Source organism: Verrucomicrobiota bacterium (assembly GCA_039192515.1).
In the GTDB taxonomy this organism is placed as follows: Bacteria; Verrucomicrobiota; Verrucomicrobiia; order Methylacidiphilales; family JBCCWR01; genus JBCCWR01.
Window position 1 is genome coordinate 63,757 of sequence record JBCCXA010000010.1, and the last position, 18,190, is coordinate 81,946.

The 18,190-nt window shown below is 42.8% G+C and carries 20 protein-coding genes and 1 tRNA gene; 19 read left to right on the forward strand and 2 right to left on the reverse strand.

Annotated features, from left to right (window positions below; translation table 11 throughout):
* Positions 1-18: 18 nt before the first annotated feature.
* From AAGA18_06255 to AAGA18_06315, 13 genes are all read left to right on the forward strand, one after another.
* Positions 19-777, forward strand: coding sequence for a DUF5677 domain-containing protein (locus tag AAGA18_06255; protein ID MEM9444939.1), 759 nt, complete (start codon positions 19-21; stop codon positions 775-777).
* Between the two features lie 197 nt (positions 778-974).
* A complete protein-coding gene (locus AAGA18_06260; protein ID MEM9444940.1) occupies positions 975-1,397 on the forward strand; it encodes a hypothetical protein in 423 nt (140 codons plus the stop codon).
* A 159-nt stretch (positions 1,398-1,556) separates the two neighbouring features.
* Positions 1,557-2,261 carry a hypothetical protein gene (locus AAGA18_06265; protein ID MEM9444941.1) on the forward strand — a complete coding sequence of 235 codons (705 nt, stop codon included), beginning with the start codon at positions 1,557-1,559 and terminating at the stop codon, positions 2,259-2,261.
* A 66-nt stretch (positions 2,262-2,327) separates the two neighbouring features.
* Positions 2,328-2,699, forward strand: a complete 372-nt coding sequence (locus AAGA18_06270; protein MEM9444942.1) for a hypothetical protein — start codon at positions 2,328-2,330, stop codon at positions 2,697-2,699.
* Positions 2,700-2,782: 83 nt separating this feature from the next.
* Positions 2,783-3,307: a hypothetical protein gene (locus tag AAGA18_06275; GenBank protein MEM9444943.1), complete on the forward strand. Its 525-nt coding sequence runs from the start codon at positions 2,783-2,785 to the stop codon at positions 3,305-3,307.
* Positions 3,308-3,788: 481 nt separating this feature from the next.
* The gene (locus AAGA18_06280; protein MEM9444944.1) at positions 3,789-4,166 is read left to right on the forward strand and encodes a hypothetical protein; all 378 of its coding nucleotides are present in this window, start codon (positions 3,789-3,791) and stop codon (positions 4,164-4,166) included.
* A gap of 21 nt (positions 4,167-4,187) precedes the next feature.
* Positions 4,188-4,457, forward strand: coding sequence for a hypothetical protein (locus tag AAGA18_06285; protein ID MEM9444945.1), 270 nt, complete (start codon positions 4,188-4,190; stop codon positions 4,455-4,457).
* A gap of 80 nt (positions 4,458-4,537) precedes the next feature.
* Entirely contained in the window at positions 4,538-5,056 is a 519-nt protein-coding gene (locus AAGA18_06290) for a hypothetical protein (protein MEM9444946.1), read from the forward strand.
* Between the two features lie 766 nt (positions 5,057-5,822).
* On the forward strand, positions 5,823-6,023 hold the full coding sequence (locus AAGA18_06295) for a hypothetical protein (GenBank protein MEM9444947.1): 201 nt from the start codon (positions 5,823-5,825) through the stop codon (positions 6,021-6,023).
* Positions 6,024-6,036: 13 nt separating this feature from the next.
* On the forward strand, positions 6,037-6,510 hold the full coding sequence (locus AAGA18_06300; protein MEM9444948.1) for a hypothetical protein: 474 nt from the start codon (positions 6,037-6,039) through the stop codon (positions 6,508-6,510).
* 501 nt (positions 6,511-7,011) lie between these two features.
* Entirely contained in the window at positions 7,012-7,467 is a 456-nt protein-coding gene (locus AAGA18_06305; GenBank protein ID MEM9444949.1) for a hypothetical protein, read from the forward strand.
* A gap of 93 nt (positions 7,468-7,560) precedes the next feature.
* On the forward strand, positions 7,561-7,965 hold the full coding sequence (locus AAGA18_06310; protein ID MEM9444950.1) for a hypothetical protein: 405 nt from the start codon (positions 7,561-7,563) through the stop codon (positions 7,963-7,965).
* A 70-nt stretch (positions 7,966-8,035) separates the two neighbouring features.
* The gene (locus AAGA18_06315) at positions 8,036-8,299 is read left to right on the forward strand and encodes a hypothetical protein (GenBank protein MEM9444951.1); all 264 of its coding nucleotides are present in this window, start codon (positions 8,036-8,038) and stop codon (positions 8,297-8,299) included.
* A gap of 189 nt (positions 8,300-8,488) precedes the next feature.
* On the opposite strand, the gene AAGA18_06320 is transcribed toward AAGA18_06315, so the two are convergent.
* On the reverse strand, positions 8,489-8,719 hold the full coding sequence (locus AAGA18_06320; GenBank protein MEM9444952.1) for a CHASE3 domain-containing protein: 231 nt from the start codon (positions 8,717-8,719) through the stop codon (positions 8,489-8,491).
* Between the two features lie 128 nt (positions 8,720-8,847).
* Positions 8,848-9,078, reverse strand: coding sequence for a hypothetical protein (locus tag AAGA18_06325; protein ID MEM9444953.1), 231 nt, complete (start codon positions 9,076-9,078; stop codon positions 8,848-8,850).
* Between the two features lie 146 nt (positions 9,079-9,224).
* Here AAGA18_06325 and AAGA18_06330 point away from each other — a divergent pair, with 146 nt between their 5' ends.
* The 6 genes from AAGA18_06330 (at position 9,225) to metH (ending at position 18,126) form a co-directional block, all read left to right on the forward strand.
* Complete coding sequence (locus tag AAGA18_06330) at positions 9,225-11,135, forward strand: ABC-F family ATP-binding cassette domain-containing protein (GenBank protein ID MEM9444954.1); 1,911 nt, start codon at positions 9,225-9,227, stop codon at positions 11,133-11,135.
* Positions 11,136-11,275: 140 nt separating this feature from the next.
* A complete protein-coding gene (locus AAGA18_06335; GenBank protein ID MEM9444955.1) occupies positions 11,276-12,445 on the forward strand; it encodes a sulfite reductase subunit alpha in 1,170 nt (389 codons plus the stop codon).
* A 163-nt stretch (positions 12,446-12,608) separates the two neighbouring features.
* Complete coding sequence (locus AAGA18_06340) at positions 12,609-12,917, forward strand: hypothetical protein (GenBank protein MEM9444956.1); 309 nt, start codon at positions 12,609-12,611, stop codon at positions 12,915-12,917.
* 131 nt (positions 12,918-13,048) lie between these two features.
* Positions 13,049-13,936, forward strand: a complete 888-nt coding sequence (locus AAGA18_06345; protein MEM9444957.1) for a L,D-transpeptidase — start codon at positions 13,049-13,051, stop codon at positions 13,934-13,936.
* A gap of 108 nt (positions 13,937-14,044) precedes the next feature.
* Positions 14,045-14,120: transfer RNA gene (locus AAGA18_06350), tRNA-Glu, on the forward strand.
* A 262-nt stretch (positions 14,121-14,382) separates the two neighbouring features.
* Positions 14,383-18,126: a methionine synthase gene (gene metH / locus AAGA18_06355; GenBank protein ID MEM9444958.1), complete on the forward strand. Its 3,744-nt coding sequence runs from the start codon at positions 14,383-14,385 to the stop codon at positions 18,124-18,126.
* Positions 18,127-18,190: the final 64 nt, after the last annotated feature.

The following is an 18,190-nucleotide window of genomic DNA, read 5'->3' on the forward strand; positions in this document are numbered from 1 at the left end:
ATACGAGAAAGTACGCGCATGGACGAAATTGAAAAAATTATAAGTCGATATAATGAAGAATATGTAGGCAAGAGCCTAGAATCGTTAGATGATATAAATAGGTTCACTGGTACTTTCGTAAAGGATGTAGCAGAGATTTATGATTGCATCACGAGAATGCGAAACATCGATCGCAACCCAACTGGATTCAATCTAGACGATGCTCCTATTTTGGGGCTGTTAACCAGAATATGGAAACTACTCAAAGAAATCGTTATCTACTACGAAAAAGATAACGCTGAAATCATAAGTATATTAGAAAGACCACTGATAGAAGCGGCAGTTACGGCTGAATATTTACTAATGAGCGATTCTGCTGTTATTAAAGACTATAGAAAATGCTCATATAAAGATCGATTAAGAATACTCCGAGAATTAAAAGAAGGTTCTAGGTTTTTCGAAACAAAGGCCGGAAAACGGTTGCTCAAATCAGTTCAAGAGAAAATGGATTTAGAAGGTTTCTCTGAAGACGACTTCAAGAAACAAAAGAAAAATCGATGGAAGCTTCAAGGAAAAACTTTCTTCGACATATTCGGAGAGGTTACAGACGAAGACCTTTACAAGTACACTTATGGCATGATGTCTGAGTCTATTCATGGATCTTGGAACGAATCTATGGATTGGTGCCTCCAAAAAAACGAAGATTCAACATTCACAGTTTATCCGTTCTATCATGGAGCTGATGTTAGATATATATGCCCAACACTAAAGTTTTGCAATGAGTCATACAGACTTTGACTAAAACGAATTGATTGCGAGGATGAGAACATGGTCAATGTCCTCAATTGGATTGAAAGAGTTAATACGAGAATATTTATGATTTTTGACCAAAAATACGATGGGCCAAATGGCTAACAAAGCCAGCCAGAGGGACCAAAAAACCGCCGCGTCGCTCTGGTTTTTCGGCCCCTGCTGGCAGCGTTCGGGGATAAAATATGAAAGCTGATCAGCGCATATTTGGTGAAATCTATGATGAAAGCAAATCTCATCGTATAACATTAGTATATGATGAAACATCACGTGGCGGGTATGATTTCCTTAGGATAGACTGGCATACCCTAAGAGACAATGAATGGCGTATTCATCATACATTATCGCAGGATGCCTTCTCAAAGAATTCCAATGAACAAATATGGGTTAGTGACATTCATAGTTTTGATCCTGAGACCGCTAACTGTATTCTGAAAATTGCAGAGGGAGAAAAACAATTAGATGTAGGACATATTTCGTATATCTATTCTTGGAGAATTTGGGATATTAAAGATAACAAAGAAGTAAAGCTAATTAAGGTGTGCGAGAACATATGGGAGGGACCCATACTATTAGAAAAAGTAGAGCACACCGAACATGCCAGTTGACAAAATGGCTCATACTCCGCGCTGTGATTTATCAGTATGAAAGATGAACTTCAACCCGTGAGATTTATCTGATATTATCAGAGCCATTTCTCACTTTTACGTTCGGTAGAAGAATAGAAAATTATGAAAATTAAACTCGCAGCAGTCGGCATGTTTTTTTTGTCGTTATCGTGTTTTGCTCAAAGTGAGGCTATCAAGACAGAGGACGCGGACGCGAAAATTATTGCGGAAGTGCTCGGACAGAAGATCACCGCTGCCGAAAAGGACAATCTCCAGGGGTTGATCTTTGGAGCTCTATTACAGGAGTTTGCGAAGGAAAATAAGATCGAGCCCACAGAGGCGGAACTGGACGCCTTCATCGTGCAGACCCAGAAGCAAGAGAAGCGAAATCAAGTAGAATTCGAAGCAGATCGGGAAAGACTGCGGCGAGAGCTGAGGTCTACCGACCTCTCGGATGAAGAGCGGGAGGATAAGGAATCTCAACTCCAGACGGTTGAGAGCATTCTGAAGGCCAATCGCGAGACAAAAAGAATGACGAAAGGGATGGAAGCAGAGATGCACTCCATGATGTGCCAAATGGCGCAACAGTTTGTCAACTCGTGGAAGATCAACAAGGCCCTATACGAAGAATACGGAGGTCGAATCATCTTTCAGCAGGCTGGAGTTGAGCCACTGGATGCATATCGGGATTTTCTGAGGAAGAAGGAGGAGCAGGGAGCATTTCAGATCCTCGATGAGAGCCACAGGGCACAGTTCTGGAATTACTTTACGAATGACAACATGCATACTTTCTACGACAAAAACGACGGAGCGAAATTTATACATACCCCTTGGTGGATGGTGGACAAATCACCAGAAGAATAAAATCACCGAACAAGACAGTGGTGGCAACGGCTAAGGCCGTGCCACACTTCGAAGTTCGCTAATAAAATGGCCCTGATCTTTAAATTGGAATGCGATAAGTGTGATTTCACCGTAGGTCCTACTGGTGGAGGACACCTTTACGTTACTCTAGATGATGGAAGCCGTAAGCCTTTACCTCATCCGGCTGAATTTTCGACAGCATTAGATGCAACTGGTAAAGAGTTACCAGAGTTACAGAAGGAAAAGCGAATTGGCAGTGAACTCCAGTATCTTTGTTTAGCATGTGGCCATGATTTATATCTCGATCCGAGCAAAGATGTTTTAGTTTGTCCTGTTTGTACGTCTGATAACCTCATCGACATGCAGAAAGTTAAAAAGAAAGCCTGCCCAAAATGTAAGGAAGGCCATCTAAGGCAAGAACACATAGGTATTTCATGAATGTAATAAAAGCGAACAATCCGATACATCGAATTCACTCCCTGCGGTCGTTCTTGGCTGATCGGTGACGTTAGTCAGAATAAATGAAATCAATCATACCATCCAAGGAAGAGTGTTTCTACATCCTCGAAATGTTGGAGTCCTCACTGATTGATTTCAGCTACACTCATCCTTGGGCTGACCGAATAATCGGATTGATTGACATACCCCCATCTTGGCTCTGCGACGTCTCTACAAAAAAATACACTGGAGACCAAAAGAAAGCATTTAGGGAATATGTCTTCAGTGAGCCATTTGAAGAAACACCAGTTGATATTGATAAATTCCACGTCGGGTGTCTTTGGATTAGATACGAAAGAAGAGAATTGTCTTGGGCTTCCTTCCTTCAACTGTCAGGCGAGTATCTCGACGCTGCGGGGGGAGACTGGGATTGCGAAACCCCATACCACTACCTCAATACTATTGAAGATGCCTATTTCAGCTACGAATCCGAGGAGCGCACAAAGGCATTATATCTTAAAGATCATGATGTGTTGCCATGGGCGAATCTAGCAAAACAGAAACTCGAACCTTTTTTAGAAACACGAATGACTAACAAGGCAGGATAGGCAACGCCTTTGGCGCGCCTACCTTTGACGTTCGGGCAATAGAATATTTCAAGAATGAATCCTGATTTAAATTTCTTTTTTATGCTATTGATTAGTTCGGTATTCATTTTCTTCAGTTACAGAATTATCAAAAGGCACATGCTCAATATTGAGCTAGATAAACATCTAAATGATAAAAATTATGTAGTTCATGAGATTACTTCTTATGTGTGTCTGAGAGACGAAGATGTCCCAAAAAGTTTATTAGATTTTTACTATTCTCAGTATCCCAGAATTATGAGATGGCACAGCCAGTGGCACATGATATACAGAGTAACGATATTAGATAGTAATTCGTCACCAGAATATAGGTGGTATTATCTTGATTCTAGAGCTTCAAAGCATAATCGTATTAAAGAATTAAAACCCGAACCTGGCAGTTGACCTAATCGCGTACCCTAGCGGGTTCGCTCCAGGTCACTTTTACGTTCGCTGAATAAATATGAGTTTGATCTTAGATTGGCTGACCCTGAGCTCGAAAGTGATCGATTCGCTTGAGGAAGCGTTAAGAAGCTACGAACCTGATCAAGTCGAACTCAACGCTATCGCTTGGCAGATCGCGGAACTAAAGAAGGTAAATGAAAAAGTTAAAAAAGATGGATTCTTCGACTCAAGTTACACCGAAGCTTACCTGATCAAAGCTACATCTCGGGAACATCTGAATATTCAAACCGCGATATTAGAAGAATTAGGCTACCTATTCGATATAGCTCAAAGAGCTGTTCGATTAGGCCCCTCGAAGGCAAATGACATTCTTAAGATTAAACAGAGCGAACAAGGCGGTGAGCTCAATTCCGAGAGGCTGCGCTCCTCGTCTTGAGCTACCTTAGCGTTCGCTGAAATGAAAAAACCTCCCACAGAGATAGATGGAGCTAAGGTTATTGAGTGGGCCTGGTCTGGAGATACCCCATTTGGCCTAGTGCCAGGAGCTGAACCCCCTGAGATATATGGATTGGCGATAGCTACCTACGACAACCAATCATACTACCGTTTTTCGTGCGATAGCGATTGGCATACTACTCAAGACAGTGTGTATGACTCTATTGAAAAAGCTAAGTCCTTGTTACCTAAGCAGTATTGCGATGTTGAAGCATTCTGGAGAAAATCATAAAATATTAGCGAACAAACACGTAGTGCCAATTCACTCCCTGCGGTCGTTCTTGGCACACGCTTAACGTTCGACAGAAATTTATGAAAAAGAAACTAACTCTACTCGCACTTGCTCTCATACCTACTGCTTGCCTACTCGGAAAGACCATATCCCTCGATGGAGGGAGTGTAGCATTCGATGCACCGGATGAATTCACTCCAGTGCCTCAAGAGATAATTGACATAAAGTATCCCTCTTCGAGAGCCCCGAAGTATGTGATTGGGAATAAGTCTGCAGCTACGACGATTGCCTATGATATTAAACCGCACTCAATTCCTCAGCACAAAATTGAGGAAGCTAGAAAGTCATTCAGAGATTTGTTTCCTCGCATAATTCCAGGACTTCAGTGGAAAGAGAATAAAGTAATCACACTAGCAGGACAAAAGTGGGGATACATGGAAATGACATCGACTGCTATCGATACGAATATTTACAATATCATGCTCTTTACAGGATACAAAGGTAAGATGTTGGTCTTCAATTTCAACTCAATAAGAGAGGAGTTCCCGAAATACGAAAAAGCCCTCAGGGATTCTCTAAATTCGATTGAAATCAAATAGTCGAACAAGACGTGTGAGGCAACGAGCGCAAGCGTTCGTCGAAATATTAAATGGCATTACAAGTTTATATTTCAGATCCTAAAGGTGGACTTGAGAAACATCAGATCTTACCTGAGCTATCTCATGAACAACATCAAGAGTTATTTTCAAACTCAAAGATGAGTATTCAGACATATCTTATTCCCACCAGGAGCTAGAAGCTCTTGTTTCAGAGATAGAACATGCAACTATGAATTTCGATATGACATCACCCGTAAAAGCGTTTTTGAGCCCTTTTCATTCATTATCTGTTATTGCTCTGACTAGGGAGAAGAATATAGTATTAATCTCAGATTAAATTAGAGACGAACATGACAGTTTACCAAATACGTTTACCCTAGCGGGTTTCGCTTTTGGTGACTTCGACATTCTGCAAAAAAGTCATCGACCATGAAAAATCTCGAATATTTAAACACAGAGAGTAAACAAACCTTGCGAGAAGGAATATCCGAGTTGCGGCATGCCGAAGGCGCCGGAACTTCTGAATGACATGGATGCCCACGATGCAATCCATGTGCTTTTCGGCTGCCCAACGAACTTGGCAGGTGAGATCGTTGCACATATTTGGACTGCTTTCGGAACGACCGTATCAATAAAGGATATGCGCCGGGTCAACCAACACCGCGATCACAGGCAAGTATTGGAACAGATTGGGCATCGAAAATTATTTCTTACATGGATTCGCAGTCTGCCGCGAATCCTCAAGGTGATCATCCGCACAAAGAAGATGAAGTCGCGTTGGCCTGTGGAAGAGGTTGATGCATTCGCTGACCGACCTCTCGACGAATTGCGAAAGGAATTCTCGATCAGGCTCATTCCTTTCGATCCAGGGGAAGGCGGATCAGGAGGTGCAGCACTCCGAAACTTGAATCGTAAGACAGAACAAGGCAGTGGACTCAACGCGCTGCCGCGCGTGAGTCACTTTTAAAGTTCGCCACAAAATGAACCATTTTCTACTACCTGTCCTTATCGTCATATCGGTCTTCACTGGAGTTTGTTGTGCCGAAGGCTTAGCCCCAACAAATCTCACTGTGATAGTTTGTGATTCTACCAACAAGGTTTTGGATACTGTTATTGTTCCGGACGACAAGAAGTCCAGATCAGTGAAATTTACTCTACCTGAGGGAACAGACGAGATTCGAGTTTTCGCACTCGGAAAGCGTCAGCACAAAGACATGCAGACAGGCTACTATATCACCGGCCGACCTGATGATAAGAAGTGGATGGGGTTGGGCTACGTCGAGGCGCATGTCGAGAAAGGCGTTTTGACCGGAATCGATGGTAACGGATTCGGACAGATCAAAATTGACAAGAATCTCAAGAAGCAAGTCTTGACCGACATCAAAGTTGGGACGACGGCCACGATCACAACCGTAATAATCAATGGCGAACAAGGCAGTGGTGGCAACGGCTAACGCCGCGCCACACTTTGACCTTAAATGTCCACTCAGGAATAGACTATAAGCCAAGATAAAGTAATAAAAATACTTGCAATAGCAAATATAATCTCTCTGCCTGTTGTTGTAGTTCTGAGTTTCTATCTTGATTCTTCTTTGCCGCCATTACTTGTAGACTTCTTGGAGCAAGAAATGGAACGAGAAAATACCAATGTAGAATTGGTAGTTAGTTTTCTTACAATTCCGGTTTTATTAGTTCATCTTGTAGCACTATTCGGAGTTCTGCTATTCAAACAGTGAGCACGTATTCCTCTACTATTTACAAGCATACTATTTTATGTGCTTACTCCTTTTTTAGGGCCCTACGTGGATCACGGTATTTCGGCGACATTAGATAGTTTATCTTCGTTTATGCTGGGGGCGCTGTTAGTGCTATTGTTTTTCGGAGAATCAACATTTAACAAGTTAAGCTAGCAGGACGCCGCAAGCGGCGCCTCTGCTTAAAGCGTTATCTGATAAATGTCATATATCCTGACAAAACAAAGAAATGCCAACGTCAAAGCTGCATTTGAAAAATATGCTTTGTATTTAAAAGAAAATGAAAGGTCATTCCCCAAGGGTGCATATGAACTTGCTACTAGTGATTGGTGGTTTAATTTTAATAATCACAGATGTCCACATGACTCTTGGTTAGAGAAATTTGAGATTATGGAACACAGCCAAGGCGAGAGGAATGAGATAAGGTGGTCAAACATCGTTATTACTCTACTAGGCGCTTATCATGACTCTCTGCTTACCATTGAATATTCAGCAGTTTGCAATTATAGACTAGAGTGTGATTCAGGACATGGAGATTGGCTTTTTGACCAGTTTCTGTGTTCGGATGATGGCGATGTCATACATGAAATTGAGTGGTCTAGATCTCACTGGATAATTCACTGCAAAGATATTGAGTTTAGCTATAAGAAAATTTAAGATAATAAGTCAGTTCACCAAATGCGCTTACCCTGGCGGGTTTCGCTTTTGGTGACTTCAAGCTTAGAGTAATATAAAAACATGAGTTATTTCATGACAGCGATTGGTGAAAAACCAATTATTGAAGGAATTGAAACTAAATCAATTGACGATTCTCAGGATTATCTTAAAAACTTAAAGCCTTATTTTTCTGAAACGTATCAGGATGAAAGAGTATGGGTCTTAGAGTACTTCGATAAAGATTATAATGATTTTATTTCACTCTCTGAAAGCACATTTCATGAAACACAAGACTTTGAAGCAACACTTTTATATAAAACCGTAAAGTCTCTGGAACAGAATCAAAACTCTTTCCACATTTGGTGGGCTAGCAACAACTCTCACACCGATGTAGAAGAAGTCAGTACTTTTGAAGAAGCAATTGAACTAATCAAAGAGCAAATTAACAGAGCTGAAGAAATCGGTATAAGGGCAACTCTAACAAACGGATCAACCTAATAGCATCCATTCGCTACGCTCATTCCAGCTATAGGTTATCTAGGACGTTAGGTCAAAAAAAGGAAAATATATGATTAAATTTAAAGACTTTGTTCCAAAAGAAGTAACTAAAGCTGGATTCTTTAGCTCAGCAAGATTGGAAGAATTAAATGATTCTTTAAAAAGAGCTAATATTTGGATTGAAAATCAAAACATAAACGTTCTTAACATAGAAACTGTTGTTTTACCAAATATTCATAGGTCATCAGAAGAAGGATCTACTGACACAGATATTACAACTTCTGGGGACATGTCATCAAATTGGCATCAATTTATTAGGGTTTGGTACAAGTAAAGCACTAAAAACGACCTAACAATTAGATCAACCTAATAGCTTCCACTCGCTGCGCTCGCTCCAGCTATAGGTTATCTAGGACGTTCTGTGAAAAAAGAATTACCAGATAGAGTTATTAGTCACCTTAACAGAGGCGATCCCGCCAAAGAAAAATCATCCCTTTCTTCTCAGATACTACTCATATGAAAATTAACGGGACAGCAATGCTTCGCAAGTAACAGTAAATCCACGAACTCCCGTTTCCATATCTATGATAATCTTTAAGATGTAATTAGCATCCGAAATAACTTTGTGGGTGTGAGCAACCCATTTAGCAGAATCATTCAGCCTATTAATGACCAGGTAGCTTGTAGCTGCTACGGCTAATAGGATGGCCATCATGGCAGTATAACCGGTGACTATTTGGTGCTGTAATTTCACTATTAGTGACTCATGAGATATTATTTGGTCCTATTGCCAACCAAGACCCTGCATATACTTCGGTTGTGATTGAGTAACATAAAGCAGAGAGAAGGCTTTTTTAGAAATAAGAAAGGGCTGAAACTATTCTAGTTATCAAACCACTGTTTTGCGCGAATCGCCAAAATCAAAAGCCCCGCTATCACTAAGCTCCAGAATAAGGTTTTTCCGAACAACGATTTAAGCTCACTACCTACTTTTAAAAAATCATCTGCCAAACGGCCTACATTTCCACCCTTTTTAGAAAAGAAATGCAAGACTCTCCATGACATCCAGATCAAGATCCCAAGTATGAGAATTATTTTAATGAGAAGCCCCATCAGCACACTCTTTATAAACTCTGAATGAGCTCTTAGTCAACGCAGTCACGTCTTAATCATATGGCTTCTCTCCTCTCCCTCTATTAATTCATGACCTTATTGCACGTTTACTTGGCACGAATAGGGCTCTGTTGCAGACTACTGAAATGCCCTCAACAAGTTCGCCCAGTAATGCTGTCATCAGCGCTGCAGACATTTCGTTGCAATATGGATTACAAGTCATCTTCAAAAGAGCCACTTTAGCTATCTATGAGGGAAATCGTGTGGGTCTCGTGGGACGAAATGGGTCTGGCAAATCCACCTTTCTTAAAATTTGCGCAGACGTTTTGTCTCCAGACAGTGGCACTATAGCGCGTCGTAACCAGCTCATTACTGGATACCTGCCTCAAAACTTCGAATTAGACCCTAAACTGAATATCCTTGGAAATATTCGAGCAGGCGCTCACCACATCCTAAGCCTGATTCAAGAATTTGAGGAGCCCAACACCAGCACGGAACGCTCAGCAAAACTTCAACAAATGATCGAGCACTTTGATGGCTGGAATTTAGAGAGCCGCATTAAGCTCATTACCTCAAACCTCAACACACCTCCATTGGAAAATGGTATAGACAAACTTTCCGGAGGTGAGAAACGCCGAGTAGCTTTTGCCAGATCTCTGGTAGCTCAACCTGATTTGCTCATCCTCGATGAGCCCACCAACCATTTAGATACTGATACCATTCTCTGGCTTGAAACTTTTCTCTCACGCTACCCAGGCACTATTTTATTTGTTACCCATGACCGAGCTTTCTTGGATCAAGTTGCCACCCACATAGCTGAATTACATCAAGGCATCTTCTATTCACACGAAGGTTCCTACCAAGACTACTTGGAAAACAAGGCACAACGCCTAGCCCATGAAGAAAACGTTGAACAAAAACGCCAGAGCTTCATCCGGCGGGAACTGGACTGGGTTCGGCGAGGCCCCAAAGCTCGCACCACCAAAGCAAAGGCTCGCTTAGATCGCTTTGCAGATGCTACGAGTACGGCAGCTCCTGAAAAAGAACTCGACATGGAGCTCATCATTCCACCCCCTCCACGCTTGTCTAACCGCATTATTGAAGCCCAGCAAATCAGTAAGTCATTTAACCAGGGCAGTCCTCTTTTCCAAGATTTGAATATCAATCTAGACCCTGGAACTCGCCTAGGCATTGTAGGGCGAAATGGTTTGGGGAAAACCACCCTGCTTAAGATTCTTCTCAAACAGCTTGAGCCAGACACTGGTAAAGTAGAACACGGAGCTAGCACCGAGATCAATTATGTTGACCAAACCAGACTCCTTCTCAACGAAGATAAAACCATTTTAGAGGAAGTGGCGGGTGCATCTGAATTTGTGACCATCGGACAGGACCGCGTCCATGTTAGGACCTATCTGCATCGCTTCCTTTTCACAGATGAAAGAATCAATATGACCATTCGCTATCTTTCTGGAGGCGAAAAAAACCGTATTCTCCTCGCAAAAATATTAAGAAGAGGCGGGAACGTACTGGTTTTGGATGAGCCCACCAACGACCTAGATTTAGCAACTTTGCGAGTACTTGAAGAAGCCTTACTGGCCTTTAAAGGCGTCGTTCTGCTTGTCAGTCACGACCGAACTTTTCTTAACCGTATCTGCACAGGAATCGTTGCTTTTGAAGGTGAAGGAACTGTCGAATACTACTCAGGCAACTATGACTACTACCTTGAAAAGCGTATCACACCAAAAGGCTCCGAACCTCAACCGACTTCGAAACCATCTAAAAAAGGCTCTAACCAACAAGCCCCTCCCAAACTCAAGTGGAAAGAGCAACGCGAACTTGAGAGTATGGAGGAGAAGATAATGCAAGAAGAAGAGCGTTTTTCAAAAATTGAAAAACTATTTGCGGATCCTGAGTTTTATCAAAAACATGGCCATAAAGCCCAAGAACTAGAAGATGAGCTCAATCAAATACGCGAAAAAATCCAGGAACTTTACTCGCGCTGGGAAAAACTAGAAAAAATCAAATCAAACTATGAAGCCCATCTTGAAGAGAAATAGGCTTCGTCCGCAAAGCTTATCCTTGCCATAGAAATCAGGTGTGCTAAATGCTTTGAGGTTAAGAGCAAAACATCAAACACTTTGAAGCCTATAGAGAAATAACCCCTTTTTCTTTATTGTATGAAAGAACCACTAAAGATATGAGCGAAACAGCAACCGAAAAGAAAACATCTGAATTCAACAAGAACAATCCCTTCTTGGCTAAGATCCTCAGCAAAAGGAACCTCAACAAAGAGGGCTCTAGCAAGGAAACATTACACTTTGAAATAAGCCTCAAGGGTAGTGGTTTAGACTACCGCCCTGGTTACTCCCTAGGTATCTTCGCTCAAAACGACCCGCAACTCGTAGATGACCTTATACAACGCCTCAGCTTAGATCCAGAGACTCCTATTCAACAAAAGGACGGAACTAGCAAGCCGCTGCAGCAGGTCATGATGAGTGACATCACTCTTAACCGCGCTTCAAGAAAATTCGTTAAAGGCATCGTTGAAAAGCTACAAGAGCCTAAGAAAGCTGAATTTGAAGCACTCATTGCTGACAACGAAAAACTCGACACCTATCTCTTCACCAGAGACTACTTGGACATTTTAAATGAGCTGCCAGAACTTTCTCTGACTGCAGATGAGTTTGTAGGTCTTACCGTTAAAGCAAACCCACGCCTTTATTCTATAGCTTCCAGTCTAGACAAGCACCCTGAGGAGGTTCACTTAACCATTGCCACAGTTCGTTACAATACACATGGACGAGATAAAAAAGGTCTAGCATCCGGTTGGCTGGCTGACCACCAGGCCGTAGGCGAAAGTAACCTACCCGTTTTCATGACTCCTAATAAACATTTCAAAATTCCAGAAGACCCTACGGCAGATATCATCATGGTTGGACCTGGAACCGGGATTGCACCTTTTCGAGCATTTTTAGAGCAACGTGAAATAGATCAAGCTACCGGCCGCAACTGGCTATTCTTTGGCGACCAACACAAAGCAACCGACTTCCTCTATGAAGAGGAGTTTATCGCATGGCAAAAATCAGGCCTCCTGACCAAGCTCGATCTAGCCTTCTCGCGTGACCAAGAGCACAAAATTTATGTTCAGGACCGCATGAGAGAAAATGCCAAGGAAATTTGGGAATGGATTCAAAAGGGCGCTTCCTTTTACGTCTGTGGTGATGCAAAACGCATGGCAAAAGATGTAGAACAAGCATTGATCGACATGGCTGCCGAATTTGGTGCTATGTCGCCCGAGGATGCTAAAACCTATATTGTAAAAAAACTGGGACGCGAAGAGAGACGTTACCATAAGGACGTTTATTAGAAGCCATAAATGTGGAGAGCTTGAGGCAGTAAAAATCACCTTATATCTCCTCCCCTGTATACTGTGCTAGGTATTGCCGGATTAGTGATTTTAGGCAGATAGTAATTACCTAGCATTAGCACTGGTACTTGGCTAAAAGTCCGCTATAATTTATTCTAGCAATATGGCTGTAAGAAAGAGAACCACACGTAGAGCTCCCACCCGTAAGAGCCGCAAGAGCAATACGCGTCGCAAGAAGTCCAGCTCTCACAATGGTCTTTTTATCTTTGCCATATTACTTATCGCTATTGGCTGGGGTCTAAGCATATACCTCTACTTACAGAATCAGGAATTACAACAACCAGAAATTGCTCAAGCAGCAGATTCATCAACGCCACCTGAAGTATTAGAAATGAAAGCTCGGGAATTGAAAAGCAAACACCCTGATGCGGAAATCTTCGAGATCTACGAAAACACAGAAAAAAAAAACTAATTCCCGCTCCCAAGGAGCCACAAACTACTCTTACGCCCGCAGAACCTGAAACAGAGCCAGAACCTCTTAAACAAGTTCAACAATCCCCGCCGTCACCCGAAAGAAAGCCAGAAACTACACAGCCAGAGACCTTGGCCCGCAAAGCACTTCCAATAGCTACCGAAACTCCCAAAGATGCTTTAGACTTTGCCGCTTGGCAAATCCAGCTGGAGCGCCGCCATTTTTCCTCGGGCACTATCGATGGCCTTTTCGGCATGCGCTCAAAACGTGCGGTTTATCAATTCCAACGCCATATGGAGCTACCCATCACTCATGAACTAGATATTGAAACGCGGCTACAACTTGGCAAGCCTCACAATCCCTTCACTGACTACACAATCACAAATGAAGATTTGTTGCTAGTTCAACCCACTCCTAAACTCTGGCGGGAAAAGGCTCAAGCTTCTTTCCTCGGCTACAATACCACATGGGAAATGCTTTCAGAAAAATTTCACACAACCGAGAGGTTTTTAAAAAAACTCAATCCTACAGTCAACATGCTTTCAGAAGGAAGTTCCATCACAGTTCCTAACCTTAAGCCAGACTTACCTTTACCTAAAGTCTCCCGCATTGAGATTATCTTAAACCAGACTACCCTACTTGCTTACGATGCAAACGGACGAGTGGTCTGCTGCTTCCCGTGCTCTATAGCTCGAAATAAAAACAAGCGACCTAATGGCCGCCTGGAAGTTATTAATTTTGCATTGAACCCAAACTATACTTTCAATCCTGAGACACTCACTACGATTGCCGAACAAGAGGGCATTACCTCAAAAATGATCATCCCCCCCGGCCCCAATAATCCTGTGGGCCTTGCCTGGATTGGCTTATCATTACCAGGGTACGGTATCCATGGAACCCCCGATCCACGTTCCATTTCCCGCACTGGATCATCAGGTTGTTTCCGCTTAGCTAACTGGAACGCTAAAAAGCTTCTTCACATGATCTCTAGAGGCGTACCTGTAAGTGTCATCGAGTGACCATTAGTATGTGCACACATTATTAAACGCGCTTACTTCATTTTTCCTATTGCATAGGATTAAGAGCTATGCTTCTATCTTTAGCTCGTTGAATGACGGGCACTAGCACACCCCATCGTCTAGTGGCCTAGGACTCAGGGTTTTCATCCCTGCAACCGGGGTTCGAGTCCCCGTGGGGTGGCCATATGTCTTTCTTTCGGCTCTCCTCCAAAGGTTAACCTCTGAGATATGGCCCTTTCCTTTTATGGCTCTCCTCCAAAGATTGAGGACACGTAGTTGTTAATCATATTATTAGCTCTCACTCAACTTCTATGACTTCCTGCGGGGTAAAATCATCATAAATTCTTAATTAAATTATTTTCTGTCCGATAATATATCAATACATCATGATGTATTGATATATTTCTTGATATTTCTACCATTGAGGCGAGACTTTTTATACTCCTATGACACGAGAAAAAAGAATTGAAGCGCTCTATAAACTGCTCTCCGAAAGGATTGTCATCCTTGATGGAGCCATGGGCACAAACATACAGCCCCTTAAGCTAAAAGAGCAGGATTTCAGAGGAGAACGATTCAAGGATCACTTCAAGCCTCTACAGAACAACAATGACATTCTGGTTCTCACTAAACCCGATGCCATTTCTGACATCCACCGCCGTTTTCTTACCATAGGCAAAGGAGATATTGTTGAAACAAACACTTTCAATGGCACAACTATTGCCCAAAACGATTTCTTCGCTAGGGATCCAGAAGGCAGAAGGGATCAGGATTACTTCCAAAAAGTTATTGAAGATTCATCTATTCAAAAAGTTGTAGAGGACATGAATAGAGCAGCAGCTCTACTAGCTCGCCAAGCTGCGGACCAGGTCGCTGAAGAAACAGGCTCACCTCGTTTTGTGGCGGGTGCTATTGGACCCATGCCTGTATCTGCTAGCGCGGTGGTAGATCCTAACGATCCGGGCTTTCGTCCAATAAATTTTGATCAATTAGTCATTGCTTACAAACATCAAACCCATGCTCTGATTGATGGTGATGTTGATATCCTACTGGTAGAGACAATCTTTGATTCCCTAAATGCCAAAGCTGCCGGCTTTGCCATTGAAGAAGTATTCGAGGAGCTGGGGTTCCGGATTCCCGTTATGTTCTCGCTCACCTTAATTTCCAAGGGTGGAAGAAACCTTTCAAATCAAACCCCTGAAGCATTCTGGCATTCTATCCGCCATTTTAAACCTCTTGCCGTGGGCCTCAATTGCGCATTGGGTGCAGACGATATGAGACCTTATGCAGAGCGCCTTTCCAAGATCGCCAATTGCTATCTTTCAGTTTATTCAAACGCAGGACTACCTGACCCACTTTCGGAAACCGGCTTTAGCCACTCTGCCGACGAGATGAAGGAATTCATGGCTGACTACGCCAAGTCAGGATTCCTTAACATTGTCGGTGGCTGCTGCGGCACTACGCCCGAGCATATTGGTAAAATTAAAGAAGCCGTCGAACCCTATCCCCCGCGACAAATCCCAGAAAAAACTCCAGGGCTCCTACTCTCAGGCGAAGAGAGTTACACCCACGGAGCAAACTCAAACTTCCTCATGATCGGTGAACGAACCAATGTGGCTGGGTCGCCAAAATTCCGCAAACTTATCCAAGAGGATAAACTAGAAGAAGCACTCTCCATAGCTAGACAACAAGTAGAAAACGGGGCCAATGTCATCGACATCTGTTTTGATGACGGACTAATCGAAGGCAAGCCCATGATGACTCGCTTTCTCAACCTGCTGGCAGCTGAGCCAGATATCTCAAAAGTCCCTATCATGGTAGACTCCTCCAAATGGGAAATCCTAGAAGCTGGACTTAAATGCCTACAGGGCAAAGGTATCGTCAACTCTATTTCATTAAAGGAAGGGGAAGAAAAATTTCTTGAGCAAGCACGCCTGATCAAACGCTTCGGTGCCGCAGCAGTAGTCATGGCTTTTGATGAAAAAGGACAGGCTGACAATTTTGCGTCTAAGATCCGCATCTGTAAACGCGCCTATGACCTGCTTGTGCAAAAGGCAGACTTTGACCCAGAAGATATCATCTTTGATCCCAACGTATTAACTGTAGGAACAGGCATTGAGGCTCACAGTGATTACGCCGTTGATTTCATTAAAGCGGCAGAATGGATCAAACAAAACTTACCTTGTGCTCGCATCAGTGGTGGCATATCCAACATCTCCTTTAGCTTTAGAGGCAACAATGTCGTGCGCGAAGCCATGCACGCTGCTTTTCTCTATCATGGTATCTCAAAGGGCTTGGACATGGGCATTGTGAATCCAGGCATGCTTGAGGTTTACGAGGAGGTTCCAAAGGAGCTTCTTACCAAAGTAGAAGACGTGCTTCTCAACCGAAGCCCAGAAGCTACTGAAATCCTTGTTGATTACGCTGAACAATTCAAAGGCCAAGGAGGCAAAAAGAAAGAAGTCGACCTTAGCTGGAGAGAAGCACCTGTCGAAGAACGCCTTAAATATGCACTTCTCAAGGGTGTTACAGATTTCATTGATGCGGATACAGCCGAAGCACATGAGAAATATAATAAGCCCATCAAAGTCATCGAGGGTCCGCTCATGGACGGCATGAATGTTGTAGGCGACCTCTTCGGTGAAGGAAAAATGTTTCTACCGCAGGTTGTCAAAAGCGCCAGAGTCATGAAAAAGTCCGTAGCTTATCTTACCCCTTTCATGGAAGCAGAGAAGCAAGAAGGTGATGAACAAGGTATTTTCCTTATTGCCACAGTTAAAGGAGATGTTCATGACATTGGTAAGAATATTGTTGGCGTTGTCCTAGCCTGTAACAATTACAAAGTTATTGATCTCGGAGTGATGGTCCCTTGCGAAGATATCCTCAAGGCTGCTAAGGAACACCGTGCCGATATCATTGGCTTGTCAGGACTCATCACACCTTCACTCGATGAGATGATGCATGTAGCCAGCGAAATGGAGCGACTCCATTTCCAAACACCTTTACTCATCGGGGGAGCCACCACAAGCGCTGCCCACACCGCCATCAAAATCGCTCCAAATTATTCAAAACTAGTCAGTCATGTTATTGATGCTTCACGCGTGGTTGGAGTCGTAGGTAAACTTCTTAATCCTGAAACGAAGGATGAATACATCCAAGAGATTAAAGCCTCTCAAGAAAAAGCTCGCATTCAATTTTTGAACAAACAGCGTGATACCAAGCTTATTTCTTTACAAGGCGCTCGTGCCAACAAATACACTTGCGACTGGGATAAAATTGAAATTGCTACACCTGAATTCATAGGAAAAAAAGTATTCGAAGATTACGACCTGAAGGAAATTTCCGAATTCATAGACTGGTCACCATTCTTTCACGCCTGGGAGTTGCGCGGTCGCTATCCTAAGATCCTTGAGGACAAAGTAGTAGGTGAAGAAGCATCCAAACTTTTCTATGATGCCCAGAAGCTGCTGCAAAAGATCCTGGAGGAGAAACGCTTCACAGCCAAAGCTATTTATGCTATCTATCCTGCAAATTCTATTGGCGATGATATCGAGGTATACAAGGATGAAATGAGAAAGGAAATTCTAGAAACCTTTCATATGCTTCGCCAACAAGTTCAAAAAAATGGTAAACCTAATTACTGCTTAGCTGACTTCATAGCGCCTAAAGATAGTGGCCGTGTTGATTACCTCGGAAGCTTTGTAGTTACAACAGGACATGGTGTTGAGGAAATGGCTAAAAGCTTCGAAGCGGAAAATGATGATTACAGCTCTATCATGACCAAAGCATTAGGGGATCGCCTTGCCGAAGCTTTTGCCGAACTCCTTCATAAAAAATGTCGAGACGCCTTTGGGTTTGGAAAGAATGAGAAACTCAGTAACACAGAACTCATCTCTGAGAAATACCGTGGCATCCGGCCTGCCGCAGGTTACCCCGCTTGTCCAGATCATACGGAAAAACGAATCCTATTCCCATTTCTCAAAACATCGGAGACTATAGATGTCAACCTCACAGAAAACTGTGCCATGACCCCAGCTAGCTCCGTTTCTGGACTCTATTTTTGTCATCCTGAAGCACGTTATTTTGCTGTGAGTAAAATTCAAAAAGATCAAGTCGAAGACTACGCCCAAAGAAAAAACATCCCAGTCAAAGAAGCAGAAAAATGGCTCTCTCCGGTCCTTTCTTATTAAGTTTAGCCTCCAAAAAAGACCTTGCCTAAATCGCCCGATTCCGTCATATTCACATCTCAATTTG